General features: G+C 59.3%; 11 protein-coding genes. 6 read left to right on the plus strand and 5 right to left on the minus strand.

Annotation, left to right across the window (positions count from 1 at the left end):
- Nucleotides 1-9: 9 nt before the first annotated feature.
- The 3 genes from KJJ24_RS13315 to KJJ24_RS13325 form a co-directional block, all read right to left on the minus strand.
- Nucleotides 10-1,641, minus strand: coding sequence for an NAD(P)H-quinone oxidoreductase subunit 4 (locus KJJ24_RS13315; RefSeq protein WP_371811741.1), 1,632 nt, complete (start codon nucleotides 1,639-1,641; stop codon nucleotides 10-12).
- A 310-nt stretch (nucleotides 1,642-1,951) separates the two neighbouring features.
- The gene (locus KJJ24_RS13320; protein WP_214339446.1) at nucleotides 1,952-3,964 is read right to left on the minus strand and encodes an NAD(P)H-quinone oxidoreductase subunit 5; all 2,013 of its coding nucleotides are present in this window, start codon (nucleotides 3,962-3,964) and stop codon (nucleotides 1,952-1,954) included.
- A 57-nt stretch (nucleotides 3,965-4,021) separates the two neighbouring features.
- Nucleotides 4,022-4,723, minus strand: a complete 702-nt coding sequence (locus KJJ24_RS13325; RefSeq protein ID WP_214343713.1) for an NnrU family protein — start codon at nucleotides 4,721-4,723, stop codon at nucleotides 4,022-4,024.
- A gap of 140 nt (nucleotides 4,724-4,863) precedes the next feature.
- Here KJJ24_RS13325 and KJJ24_RS13330 point away from each other — a divergent pair, with 140 nt between their 5' ends.
- A complete protein-coding gene (locus tag KJJ24_RS13330) occupies nucleotides 4,864-5,859 on the plus strand; it encodes a LysR family transcriptional regulator (RefSeq protein ID WP_214339448.1) in 996 nt (331 codons plus the stop codon).
- On the opposite strand, the gene KJJ24_RS13335 is transcribed toward KJJ24_RS13330, so the two are convergent.
- Nucleotides 5,850-6,479, minus strand: a complete 630-nt coding sequence (locus KJJ24_RS13335; protein WP_214339450.1) for a DUF3172 domain-containing protein — start codon at nucleotides 6,477-6,479, stop codon at nucleotides 5,850-5,852. The two genes, KJJ24_RS13330 and KJJ24_RS13335, sit on opposite strands and share 10 nt — an antisense overlap.
- Nucleotides 6,476-6,823: an NAD(P)H-quinone oxidoreductase subunit M gene (locus KJJ24_RS13340; protein WP_214339451.1), complete on the minus strand. Its 348-nt coding sequence runs from the start codon at nucleotides 6,821-6,823 to the stop codon at nucleotides 6,476-6,478. Before KJJ24_RS13340 ends, KJJ24_RS13335 begins: the two co-directional genes overlap by 4 nt.
- Before the next feature lie 133 nt (nucleotides 6,824-6,956).
- Between KJJ24_RS13340 and pds the strand changes: the two genes are divergently transcribed.
- From pds to KJJ24_RS13365, 5 genes are read left to right on the plus strand one after another with little or no spacing between them, the layout of a single operon-like run.
- Nucleotides 6,957-8,351 carry a 15-cis-phytoene desaturase gene (pds, locus tag KJJ24_RS13345; protein ID WP_214339452.1) on the plus strand — a complete coding sequence of 465 codons (1,395 nt, stop codon included), beginning with the start codon at nucleotides 6,957-6,959 and terminating at the stop codon, nucleotides 8,349-8,351.
- Nucleotides 8,351-11,023: a response regulator gene (locus tag KJJ24_RS13350; RefSeq protein ID WP_214339453.1), complete on the plus strand. Its 2,673-nt coding sequence runs from the start codon at nucleotides 8,351-8,353 to the stop codon at nucleotides 11,021-11,023. Before pds ends, KJJ24_RS13350 begins: the two co-directional genes overlap by 1 nt.
- 6 nt (nucleotides 11,024-11,029) lie before the next feature.
- Nucleotides 11,030-11,413, plus strand: a complete 384-nt coding sequence (locus tag KJJ24_RS13355) for a response regulator (RefSeq protein ID WP_214339454.1) — start codon at nucleotides 11,030-11,032, stop codon at nucleotides 11,411-11,413.
- Nucleotides 11,413-12,450, plus strand: coding sequence for a response regulator (locus KJJ24_RS13360; protein ID WP_214339455.1), 1,038 nt, complete (start codon nucleotides 11,413-11,415; stop codon nucleotides 12,448-12,450). Before KJJ24_RS13355 ends, KJJ24_RS13360 begins: the two co-directional genes overlap by 1 nt.
- Entirely contained in the window at nucleotides 12,447-13,394 is a 948-nt protein-coding gene (locus KJJ24_RS13365; RefSeq protein WP_214339456.1) for a phytoene synthase, read from the plus strand. Before KJJ24_RS13360 ends, KJJ24_RS13365 begins: the two co-directional genes overlap by 4 nt.
- The last annotated feature ends 28 nt before the right edge of the window (nucleotides 13,395-13,422 follow it).

Below are 13,422 nucleotides of genomic sequence, written 5' to 3' on the forward strand. Positions count from 1 at the left end.
AAAGCTTTGTTACCCAGCCAGAACAGGGGCTTTCAGAGGGGCTTGGCGGATTAGACCAGCTCCGGCGGGGGCATTGAGCGCTTTCATGGCGCTTTCATCGCGGGCGACCAGCACCTCCATGGTGGCCTTGTAGCTGTCGGTCATCAGGCGCGGATAGAGGCCGATGCCGATGATCGGTACCAGCAAACAGCCAATGATGTAAATCTCGCGCGGCTCGGCATCCACCAGGTTGGTGTGGCCAACCAGCTCAGCTTTCTCCTGGCCGTAGAAGATCTCGCGCAGCATCGAGAGCAGATAAATCGGCGTGAGGATCACACCGATCGCGGCCAGACCATCGATCACCACACGGAAGGGCAGGGTGTAGGCGTCGTCGGTGGCGAAGCCCACGAACACCATCAGCTCGCTCACAAAGCCGCTCATGCCCGGCAGCGCCAGCGATGCCAGTGAGCACACGGTCCACAGGGCGAACATCTTGCGCATCTTCTGACCAACGCCGCCCATCTCATCGAGCTGAAGGGTGTGGGTGCGGTCGTAGGTGGCTCCCACCAGGAAAAAGAGCGAAGCACCGATCAGGCCGTGGCTGATCATCTGCAGCATCGCGCCGCTGGATCCCAGGGCACTGAAGCTGCCGATGCCGATCAGCACGAAGCCCATGTGGCTGATCGAGCTGTACGCGATCTTGCGTTTGAGGTTGCGCTGGGCGAACGAGGTGAGCGCTGCATAAATGATGTTCACCACGCCGAGCACCACGAGTAGCGGCGCAAACACCGCATGGGCATCGGGAAGGATCTGGCAGTTGAAGCGCAGCAGGGCATAGCCGCCCATCTTCAAGAGGATGCCCGCCAGCAGCATGTGTACAGGCGCCGTGGCTTCACCGTGGGCATCGGGCAGCCAGGTGTGCAGTGGCACGATCGGGAGTTTCACCCCGAACGCGATGAGTAGGCCGGCGTAGGCCAACAGCTGGAACTTCGCGGAGAAGCCCTTCTCCATCAGATCGGTGTAGTTGAAGCTGATGTGGTCGCCGTAGAAGGCCATCGCCAGGCCAGCCAGGAGGATGAAGAGGGAGCTGCCAGCGGTGTAGAGAATGAATTTGGTTGCGGCGTATTGGCGTTTCTTGCCGCCCCAGATCGCCAGCAACAGGTACACCGGGATCAGCTCCAGCTCCCAGGCGAGGAAGAACAGAAGCATGTCCTGCACGGCAAACACGGCGATCTGGCCGCCATCCATCGCCAGCAGGAGGAAATAAAACAGCTTTGGTTTGAAGCTCACTGGCCAGGCCGCCAGCACCGCCAGGGCCGTGATGAAGCTGCTCAGGAGGATCAGCGGCATCGAGATACCGTCGGCACCCACCGACCATTCCAGCCCCAGATCCGGCAGCCAGCTCACCTTCTCCACCAGCTGGAGATCAGGATTGCTGGGGTCATAGCCGGTGAGATACGCCCCCACCGTGAGCAAGAAGGTGCAGAGGGCAATGCCCAGCGCAAACCAGCGCACCTGCTTGCCGTCACCTTGATCAGGCACGAAGGGGATGCAGAGCGCAGCGCCGATTGGAAACAGAATTGAGGCGCTCAGCCAGGGAAAGGCTGTGCTGCTCGCCTGGTCCGCCGTTGCGGCCAGGAGCGTGGCGACATCCAGATGCACAGACGGGGCAATGGCTCTGGCCGGAGTGTAGAAATCACATCCGCTGCTGTATCGGCGGCGTGGCGGATGTCACACAGAGCGTTGTGGCCTGGGGTGTGTTCCCGGGGCGATCACCGCTGGGGCGGACATCGCCCCGGGAACACACCCCAGGCCCCCCGAGGGTGGGAGGCAGGGGCTGGCGGGGATCACCCACGCTGACCTGGCTGGCTCCTGGTGTGCCTCCCCCTTATGGGCGCCTGAGGCGTTGCCCTGAAGCTGGCATCCGCAGCGCTTGCGCGCGGCAGCCAGCTTCAGGGCAATGCCTCAGGTATCACCCAAGGACGCCGAACAGCACAACCAGCGCGATCACGCCTCCGAACACAATCAGGGCGTAGAACTGCGCCCGGCCGGTTTCGAAGTATTTGAGGCCTTCGCCGCTGCCGAGGGTTACCAGGCCGGTGAGGTTCACCACGCCGTCGACCACTTTGGAATCCACTTCCAACACGGAGCGGGCCAGCTTGCGGGTGCCCTGCACAAACAGCTTGTCGTTGATGGCATCGAGATACCACTTGTTGGCCAGGAAGGCGTTGATCGTGGGGAAGCGGCCGGCTACAGCCGTGCCCAGATCGATCCGGCGCAAGGCGTAGGCCAGCACCGCCACGGTGATGCCTACCAGGGAAACGGCCACGGAGGCGCCGGCTAGGGGCAGGAATTCACCCCAACTGAAATGCTCGGCCACTTCTGCGGCTTCATGGGGATCCAGCAGGAATCCGAATCTGCTGTTCCAGGGCACGCCCAGCAGGCCCACCAGCACCGAGGGCACCGCTAACACCGCCAGGGGCATGGCCATTTGCCAGCCAGACTCGTGGGGGTGTTCGGCATGGGCGTGGCCGTGGTCATCGCCATGGTCTTCAGCGCTCTTGCCAGCGGCCGCCATCAGCTGAGCCTGCATGGCCTTGTCGTTGCCGCGGAAGCTGCCCTCGAAGGTGAGGAAGTAGAGCCGGAACATATAGAATGCAGTCATGCCGGCAGTAATGAAGCCGGCGGCCCAAAGCACCGGAAAGCTGCCGAAGGCCTGGCCGAGGATTTCGTCTTTGCTCCAGAAGCCCGCCAGAGGAGGGATGCCGCTGATCGCCAGGCAGCCGATGAAGAAGGTGCTGCTGGTGATCGGCATGTGCTTGCGCAGGCCTCCCATCAGGCGCATGTCCTGCGCGAGAACCGCCTCGTGACCCACCACCTCTTCCATGGCGTGGATCACCGAGCCTGAACCCAGGAAGAGCATGGCCTTGAAGAAGGCGTGGGTCACCAGGTGGAACATGCCCGCCACTGGGGCGCCGCAGCCCATGGCAAGCATCATGTAACCCAGCTGACTCACGGTGCTATAGGCCAGCCCCTTCTTGAGATCCATCTGGGTGAGGGCGATTGAGGCCCCCAAAAACAAGGTGATCGTGCCGATCACGGCGATCACCACCTGCACCTCGGGGAACGGCACATACACCGGCTGCAGTCGGGCCACGAGGAACACTCCAGCGGCCACCATCGTGGCGGCGTGGATGAGGGCGGAGATCGGTGTAGGGCCCTCCATCGCATCGGGCAGCCACACGTGCAGGGGGAACTGGGCTGACTTGGCCATCGGGCCCATGAACACCAGCAGGCAGAGCAGAACGGCCACGCCATTGGACACGCTGCCATTGGCAATGGCGGTTTGAAGGCCACTGCCCACCTGCTCGAAGCCGAAGCTGCCGGTTGCCCAGAACAGACCGAGGATGCCAAGCAGCAGGCCGAAGTCGCCCACCCGGTTCACCACAAAAGCCTTCTGGGCGGCATTGGCGGCGCCATCACGGTCGTACCAGAAGCCCACCAGTAGGTAGGAGCACATGCCCACCAGCTCCCAGAACACGTAGATCTGGAGCAGGTTGGGACTGATCACCAGGCCCAGCATCGAACTGCTGAAGAGGGCCAGGTAAGTGAAAAAGCGCACATAGCCCTTGTCGTGGGCCATGTAGCCATCCGAATACACCATCACCAGCACCGCGATGGTGGTGACCAGCGCCAGCATCACAGCGCCAAGGGCATCCACGCGGAATCCCATCTCCAGGGTGAAGGCCCCGGCGCTGGCCCAGTTGAACAGCACTTCGGTGGGGCCCGCTCCAGCCAGCTGTTGGGCCAGCACGGCGTAACTGAGCACAGCGGCCGCGCCCACACTGGTGATCAGCAGCAGCGCTACCGGCTTGCGCAACCGATTCACGGTGCGGTTAAAGCTGATCAGGCCAAGACCCACAATCGCCGCCCCGATCAAGGGCAGCACCGGAATCAGCCAGGCGAGTTCGGCGGGCGAGGGCATCCGGGGCTGAATCAATCAGGGCGAGTGTAGGCAGAGCGGAGCAAGCTTTCCTGGCGCCTATCCGAGCCAGTGGGAAAGCCCGGTGCGGGCAAATGTCACCGCGCCGGCGCCGATGAAGCGATGGGCCCACCAGAACACACCCACGGCAATGACGATCCCCAGCTGGGCCGGCCTGAGAAATTCGCTGATCACGAGCTGCTGGCGGCCGTCGAGCACGGCGCGAAACGGGATCACTGAGGTGCTGGCCCTCAACTCCTCAAAGGCAGCCCCGAAGCGGTTGGCCAGGCGCCGATCACCGTTCCAGATCGCGAAGAGGTGGTGTGCGATCAGACCCACACAGGTGGCCACCATGAAGCTGCTGCCGATCCAGAGCAGGTGGGTGCAGCACCAGAGGATCTGGCCGATCGCTTGGGGGTGGCGGCTGATTCGGATGATTCCGGTGGCGTACATCCGCACCTGCGGCTTCAACACGGCCGGAATCTCCAACAGGTTGTAGGTGGCCGGGTAGAGAAACAAAAAGCTGATCGCGGTGCCGCACCACACCAGCGGGATGATCCAGGGTTGGTCCTGCAGGTTCCAGAGCCGCAGGCCGTCGTAGCGGTGTTGCAGGAAATAGCCGATCACCACGACGGCCGAAGGAATGCTCAGCGCGGCAAACAGCAGCCGCCAGGCCCGCTCGCCGATGCGTTCAACCCCCCAGTAGCGCAGCGAAGCGCCACCGCTGTGGATCACGGCAAAGCCCAGCAGCAAGGCCAGCATCACCCAACTGCTGTGGTGCAGATCGCTGGTGGGAGTCACGGAGTGGGCGGTGCGTGGAGTGGGCTGATTCTCCCCAGCCATGAGCCCTGCCCGAGAAGGCTCCTAGAGTTCGACTTCTTGCAGGCCTCCTGCGCCTCTGCATGGCTGATCTGCCCTTCACTCTTGATCAGTTGCGCATCCTGCGGGCGATTGCCAGCGAGGGCAGCTTCAAGAAGGCGGCCGACAGCCTCTATGTGACGCAGCCGGCCGTGAGCCTGCAAATCCAGAATCTGGAGAAGCAGCTCAATGTGTCGCTCTTCGATCGGGGCGGCCGCAAGGCCCAGCTCACCGAAGCAGGCCATCTGCTGCTGAGCTACTGCGACCGCATCCTGAGCCAGTGCCAGGAGGCCTGCCGCGCCCTCGATGATCTTCACAACCTCAAGGGCGGCTCGCTGATCGTGGGTGCTAGCCAGACCACGGGCACCTATCTGATGCCGCGGATGATCGGTCTGTTTCGCCAGAAATATCCCGAGGTGGCCGTGCAGCTCCAGGTGCATAGCACCCGTCGCACGGGCTGGAGCGTGGCCAACGGCCAGATCGATCTGGCGATCATCGGTGGGGAGCTGCCCAGCGAACTCAACGAGCTGTTGCAGGTGCTTCCTTACGCCAGCGATGAGCTGGCCCTAGTGCTGCCCACCAAGCACCCCCTGGCGCGGTTGGCTGAGCTCACCAAGGATGATCTCTACCGGCTCGGCTTCGTCTGCCTGGATGCCCAGTCCACCACTCGCAAGATGGTGGATCAGCTGTTGGCGCGCTCCGGGCTGGATGTGTCGCGGCTCAAGATCGAGATGGAACTCAACTCGTTTGAAGCGATCAAAAATGCAGTGCAGAGCGGCCTTGGGGCAGCCTTCCTGCCGGTTGTGTCGATTGAGCGAGAGCTAGCTGCCGGCAGCCTGCATCGCCCCAGCCTGGCCGACCTTTCGGTGCGCCGGCAGCTGAAGCTGATCAGCCATCCCTCGCGCTACTGCTCACGGGCAGCGGATGCATTCCGCAAAGAAGTGCTGCCGGTGTTTGCCAGCCCCGACAGCCCTCTGCGCCGCCCGTTGCTCCAGAACCAGGCACCTGCTGCCGAGGTGCCGGCCACCGATCAGAACTGATCAGCTTCGGGGGTGATGCCAACGGTGTCGTCAGCGACGCCCTTGGTGAGGAACTTGTTTTCGCTGATGTCGGTTTGGTAGACGCAGCGCACGATCGGCTTGTCTTTCACCGAACCGATGTAGGCAAAGGTGTTCATGCGTTGTTTGCATTGACGCATCTGCTCGGAGGTCACCGCACCTTGCTTCTGCAGCACGCTCCAGTTCTCCCGGCGGATCACGCAGCCTGGCTTGAGCGCAGGCTGCGTCACGAAACTGGTACTGGGATTCATCGTGGTGTACAGCTCGATGTCCATCACGAAGGCGCTGGCGCCCCACTGCCGACAGAATTCCGGATCGGGCACAGCCATATCGAGCTGCTGCGAGCTGGCGATGTTGCCCTGATCGCCCTGGGTGGTGCTGGAAATCCCGGTGCCGATGCCGATGCCCACCACCAAGACGCCCGCGAGGATGGCCCCGCTAGCCACGTTGAACTGGAAGCCATTGCCACCACTGGGTCCGCCACCTGGGCCGCCGGGAGGTTTGCCGTAGGGGTTGCGGCCGCGGGGTTCACGCCCGCGCCGCTCGTCTGGATAGCCGTAGCGATCGTCGTCGTAGCCGCGGCTGTTGCGGGATCGGGTCATGCGCTCTGGGGAGCCTGAGGCAGGCCCATGGAGTAATTGAGCACCCGGCAATCGGGGTTGTAGCGGAGCTGGCCGGCCTGCAGCAGCTCACGGATCTTGCCTTCCAAGTCGGAGCCGATGCGGCGGAGGGTGTAGTCGTTGAGGTCGTCGCCTGCATGGGCCTCCACCAGCTCACGGAAGCGCTGCTGCAGGGCCTCCTGGCTGGCGTTGTCCCAGAGGAATTCGTTGTCGGGGTCCAGGTCGAGGGTGAGCTGGTGGGGGTCGGTGACCAGCTGGCCGTTGTCCACGCGGGCGGTGAAGATCCGCACGTGGCGGGTGGTGCACTTGATCAGGGTGTCGGCCATGGTTCGGGTTGGGGCAGCACAGGCCGGCAGACCCAGGGACCGGCTGCATTGACTTTAGAAACCCTGCGCCTCTGCCGGTCAAGCGGCTCAGCGGCGGGCCCCCTTAAGGTTGTTTCCTGATTCGGGGTTTTTCATGCGCGTCGCCATTGCTGGTGCTGGTCTGGCCGGTCTGGCCTGTGCCAAGTACCTCTGCGACGCAGGCCACACCCCGGTGGTGGTGGAAGCCCGCGATGTGTTGGGCGGCAAGGTGGCCGCCTGGCAAGACGAAGACGGTGACTGGTACGAGACCGGTCTTCACATCTTTTTTGGCGCGTATCGCAACATGCGCCAGCTGTTCAAGGAACTCAACATCGAGGACCGGCTCCAGTGGAAGAGCCACTCGATGATCTTCAACCAGAAAGAGACGCCCGGCACCTACAGCCGCTTTGATTTCCCAGATCTCCCGGCGCCTTTCAACGGGGTGGCGGCGATTCTCGGAAATAACGACATGCTGAGCTGGCCGGAGAAGATCTCCTTCGGCCTCGGTCTGGTGCCGGCGATGCTGCGCGGTCAGCAGTACGTGGAGGAGTGCGATCAATACTCCTGGACCGAGTGGTTGAAGCTGCACAACATCCCCGAGCGGGTGAACGATGAGGTGTTCATCGCCATGGCCAAGGCGCTGAATTTCATCGATCCCGATGAGATCTCCAGCACCGTGGTGCTCACGGCCCTCAACCGCTTCCTGCAGGAGGGTGATGGCTCGAAAATGGCCTTCCTCGATGGCAACCCACCTCAGCGGCTGTGCCAGCCGATCGTGGATTACGTCACCGAGCGCGGCGGTGAGGTGCATCTCGATTCGCCCCTGAGGGAGATCGAACTCAATGCCGATGGCAGCGTCAGCGGCTTCCGCATCGGTGGAATCAAAGGTAAGGAGGGCTTCACCCTGCAGGCTGACGCCTACGTGAGTGCCCTGCCGGTGGATCCATTCAAGCTGCTGCTGCCTGAGCCCTGGAAGCAGATGCCCTACTTCAAAAAGCTCGATGGCCTCAACGGCGTGCCCGTGATCAATATCCACCTCTGGTTTGATCGCAAGCTCACTGAGATCGATCACCTGTTGTTTAGCCGCAGCCCCCTGCTCAGCGTGTATGCCGACATGAGCAACACCTGTAAGGAGTACGAAGATCCCAATCGCTCCATGCTCGAGCTGGTGTTTGCTCCAGCGAAGGATTGGATCGGCCGTAGTGACGAGGAGATTATTGCCGCCACGATGGAAGAACTCAAGCGTCTGTTCCCGATGCACTTCACCGGGGATGATCAAGCACAGCTGCGCAAGTCGATCGTGGTGAAGACGCCTCTGTCGGTTTATAAAACCGTGCCGGGCTGCCAGCAGTTACGCCCGGATCAGACCTCCCCGATCGCCAACTTCTTCCTCGCCGGCGACTACACGATGCAGCGCTATCTGGCCTCAATGGAAGGCGCTGTGCTCAGTGGCAAATTGTGTGCTGAGGCCTTGGCTCAGTCACCTCTCGCCATGGCGCCAGCTGCTTGATGGCCCATACAGGCCCTGCACCTGCCGCTTCGCTCGAGGTTGAGGCTCGCTCCATTGCTCGTCGGGTTAGGCGTGGTGCAATCGCCTGGTTTTGTCTCATTACTGCACTGCTTCTAGGGTCTGGCGGCTACAGCTTTTATCGGCTGCGGCAAACCATCCTCACGCTTACAGATCAGAAGGTTGAAGCGATTGGTAATAACCTCATCAGCCAGCTCAAGATTTCGGATGCGATCTACCGCCGCATGTCGCTCGGTGGTGCGCGCTTCCTTGAGTCTGATTATCTAGCTCTCGGTGATCCCGAGCTCTTGCCTGTTTCGGTAGCTCGGTCTGGTCAGCCGCTGCCCGGCTTGCGTTTTGGCGGTCAGCTCCTCACAGACCGTAAGGACTTGCTGGAGAATGTTGTTGCAAAGATGGGAGGTACTGCCACTGTCTTCGCACTAAATCAACAAGGTGAGTTCGTTCGTGTGGTCACGAATGTGCGTGATGAGAAAGGAGTTCTTGCTGTTGGAACATTGCTCCATCCAGGTGGCGATGCTGAGCGTGCCTTGAAGCGAGGAGATCAGTTTCTTGGTGTTGTTGAGATTCTCGGACAGCTATATTTTGCTACTTATATCCCTATCCGTGATCGATCTGGCGGGATCATTGGCGCGTTTTATAGTGGCTATCTAATTGATTCTTTGAAGGAGATTACGCGCACGGTAAGGGATGTTCGCATCCTTGAGAAAGGTTTTATAGCCGTGCAAGACCCTGATGGCGATATAGAGTTGTGGTCGAGCTCCGTCACAAAGCAGCAGGTTGATACGGTTCTTGGTGGCTTGCTCGCAACATCGCGTGACTCCTCGACAAACCGGGATGGTTATGCAATCTCAACGAGGCTCTTTGCGCCTTGGAAATCTCGTGTTTTTATCGCATCTTACACGCCTGATATTGATCGGCGCGCGCGCCAGTTAACGATTGGTGTGCTGGGAGTCACCGTTTTGGTGATTTTCTTGGTGTTGGTGCTCTCTTGGTTCGTGAGTCGTCGCCTCACCCAGGCTCTGATTGAGGGCGAATCGGCAAGGCGTGTTGCTCAGTTTGAAGAGCGTGCTGCCCTGAAGGCACGCCAAGAGGCTGAAGAGGCGAACCAGGCCAAAAGTGCTTTTCTCGCCAACATGAGCCATGAGCTGAGAACGCCCATGAATGCCATCATCGGCTACAGCGAGATGCTGATTGAAGAGGCGGAGGATCTGGAGCCAGATGAGATGGCCGACGATTTGCAAAAAATCCTCTCCGCAGGCCGTCATCTCCTTGGCCTGATTAATGATGTCCTGGATCTTTCCAAGATCGAGGCAGGCAAGATGACGCTCTATCTGGAAGATTTCGATGTGCCTGAGCTTCTCGATGGAGTTGTCTCCACGGTTGGCTCACTGCTTGAGCGAAATCGTAACAAGTTGAGTCTAGATTCTTCGTCTGATGTGGGTGTGATGCATGCCGACGTCACCAAGGTGCGTCAATGCCTGTTAAATCTGCTCAGCAACGCCAGTAAATTCACTGAGGATGGAGTGATTAGCGTCAGGGTCTCAGTGGTAGATGGCCATGGTGATGAAGACAGTGCCGAGTGCGTTCAATTTGCGGTTTCAGATACTGGAATTGGCATGACAGATGAGCAAATGGCGCGTCTGTTCCAGAGTTTCAGCCAGGCTGACAGCAGCACCACCCGCAAGTACGGAGGTACAGGTTTGGGTCTCGCGATTAGCCGGCGCTTTGCTCGATTAATGGGTGGCGACATCACCGTTAGCAGTGAAGTGGGTGTTGGCAGTACCTTCACCCTCACGGTTCCTCGGGTGGTGAGCGAGGTCACCTCGGCCAGCGGTGAGGTCCATGCTGTGCCGGCGACGCCTGGAGCAATCACGGAACCCTCTGATCCCGAGGGCATGCCAGTGGTTGCAGCAAGGGGTACGGTTTTGATTATCGATGATGATCCTGCCTCCGCTGATCTTGTTCGCCGTCATCTACAAACGGAAGGTTTTAGGGCGGTTATTGCCCAGTCTGGTGAACAGGGCATCGATTTGGCCCGTCAGCTGGTCCCGGATGCGATCACGCTTGATGTGATGATGCCCGGTCTTGATGGCTGGGATGTGTTGCAAACCATCAAGTCAGATCCTTCTCTCTGCAGCATTCCCGTCGTGATGATGAGTGTGCTTGACAATCATTTACTGGCGCGTTCTCTGGGTGCCAGCGGCTGGTTGCATAAGCCTCTGCATCGACCTGAGCTCAAACAACTGCTGTCGGCTATCCAGTCCAGCGGCGGGCCTGAACCGCCACGTTTGCTTGTGGTGGAAGACGAGCCTGCCAATGCAGAGTGGCTGCGCAAACTCTTAGAGCGTCGAGGTTGGTTGGTGGTTCACGCTGCTAACGGGCATGAAGCCTTGGCTGAGATTGCCCATGTGCGGCCCTCGTTGATTCTGCTGGATCTGATGATGCCAGAGATGGATGGGTTGCAGTTTCTCGAGCGATTACGCTTAAATCCCCTGGCGGCTTCGATACCTGTTGTTGTTCTTACAGCAAAAGACCTAACTCCGGACGACCACCGACGCCTTAACGGCAGGGTCGCAGATGTGCTCACAAAGGGCAATATTACTGCAGTATCTTTGCTCGATCAAATCAATGCAATTCTTTCGGTGAAGGCCTAAGCAACGATGACAATCCGAATTCTGCTAGTTGAAGACAATGAGATGAACCGCGATATGCTTTCGCGCCGTTTATCCCGTAAAGGTTTTGAGGTATTGATGGCCGTTGATGGTCAGCAAGCCATCGAAATGACCTCTCAGGTCAGCCCCGATCTCATCTTGATGGATATGAGCTTGCCTGTTCTGGATGGCTGGGAGGCCACACGCCGGTTGAAGGCCGATCCTGCTTCGTCGGGTATCCCAGTGATTGGTCTCACGGCCCATGCCATGGACGGTGATCGTGAAAAGTGTTTGCAGGCTGGCTGCGACGAGTACGACACCAAGCCAATTGATCTACCGCGTTTGTTGGAGAAAATCTCCGCCCAATTAGATCGTGTTGGCAAGGTGCTGTGATGTCTACTGCATCTGAAGCTCATCAACAGAATCTGGCTGATCTCCGCCATGACCTCTGTACGCCAATTAACCAGATCCTTGGTTATAGCGAGATGTTGGAGGAGGATGCAGCTGCTTCCCAGCAGCAGGAGTTTGTCGACGACTTGCGCAAAATCCAACGCGCTGCTACCAGCCTGTTGACAATGATTCGCGAGCGTCTAACGGAAGCCCCGCCTCTCGCATCTTCGCAACATGAGGTTCCATCCTTTGCTTTTGAGGTTCCTCCAGACTTAGAGGAGGAAGCTGGATCAGACGTTGGCTTTCGGTCAGCGGAGGCCACCTTGCCTGGCCGGATTCTTGTGGTTGATGATGACGAGCTTAACCGCGATGTTCTGGCGGAACGTTTGAGCAGGCAGGGCCATGTCGTCACAACAGCCTGCGATGGAGAGGACGCTTTGCTTCAAGCTAAGCGAACGAGTTTTGACCTCATTCTGCTTGATGTGATGATGCCTCGTCTGGATGGATATGGAACCTTGAAGGCTCTAAAGAATGACGATCGGCTCCGATCTATTCCTGTGATTATGATCAGCGCGCTGGATGAGCTCTCCAGTGTGGTGCGGTGCATTGAGATTGGCGCAGAAGATTATTTGCCTAAGCCTTTTAACGCCACTCTTTTGAGGGCGCGAATTGGTGCTTGTCTGCGTGACAAAGCGCGCCACGATGAAGAGGTGAAGCTGTATGAGGAGCTGCTGCAAAGTCAACAATGCTTGCAGCGCGAACTCAAGCGCTCCGATCAGGCAATGACGGCTATTGACCCGTCCCTTCGCGATGACCCGCGTTTTCAGCCTCTGTTCTCCGCCATCGACAGCATGACTGGAGCCATCCAGCGGCGCGAAAGCGATCTTCGCCACACGATGAAGGGCCTGGAGATTCAGATCAATCGTCAGGCTCTCAAGGTCCAGGTTGGCTCGATCGTGTCGAATCCGTCATTTTCGGCCCTCTCAGAGCGGGCCCGGGCCATGCGCGAGCGTCGCCAGCGGCGTGGAGGAACGAAATGAGTGTCGCGCTCTGCCACGATGGCGGTCGTTCTCCCGCTTCCGTGGTGCTTCCCACCCTGCCTGAGGCCTATGAGCAGTGCCGCCAGGAGACGGCTCGGTGGGCGAAGACCTTTTACCTCGGAACCTTGCTGATGCCCCCGGCCAAGCGTCGGGCGATCTGGGCCATCTACGTCTGGTGCAGGCGCACCGATGAGCTCATGGACAGTGCGGAAGCACAACAGCAACCTGTTGAGGAGCTTGCTCGACGCCTCGATGCGTGGGAGGCGCGAACGCGTGATTTGTTCAACGGTGAGATCAGTGACGGCCTTGATCTGGTCATGCGGGATACCCTCGATCGCTATCCACAGCCGCTTCAGCCGTATTTGGACATGATTGAAGGCCAACGGATGGATCTTCATCAGCATCGCTATGGCACGTTTGCTGATCTCAAGCTCTACTGCTATCGAGTTGCTGGAACTGTGGGCCTAATGACTCAAGAAGTGATGGGCTTGGATCCGGCCTATACATCAGCGCCCTGGAGTGAATCTCCAGACACATCTGATGCTGCCGTTGCCTTGGGAATTGCCAATCAGCTCACCAATATCCTGCGCGATGTGGGTGAAGATCGTGGCCGCGGAAGGATTTATTTGCCACAGGAAGACTTGGAGCGTTTTTCCTACAGTGAGGAAGAGCTGATGCGCGGTGAGCTCAATGATAATTGGCGATCCATGATGCGTTTCCAGGTTGAACGAGCGCGTTCTTGGTTTGCTCGTTCCGAAACTGGTGTTCGCTGGCTGGGTCCCGACGCTCGCTGGCCAGTGTGGGCGTCTCTTCGCTTGTATCGAGGCATCCTTGATGTGATCGAACAAGCTAATTATGATGTGTTTAATCATCGTGCTTTTGTTCCAAGAGCTGGGAAGCTACTTGATTTACCTTTGTCCTTCGTGATCTCACAAGCCCGATGATGCGCCCCATTCTTGGCTGGGGGCCTGT

The sequence above is a fragment of the Synechococcus sp. LA31 genome (assembly GCF_018502385.1).
GTDB lineage: Bacteria > Cyanobacteriota > Cyanobacteriia > PCC-6307 > Cyanobiaceae > Vulcanococcus.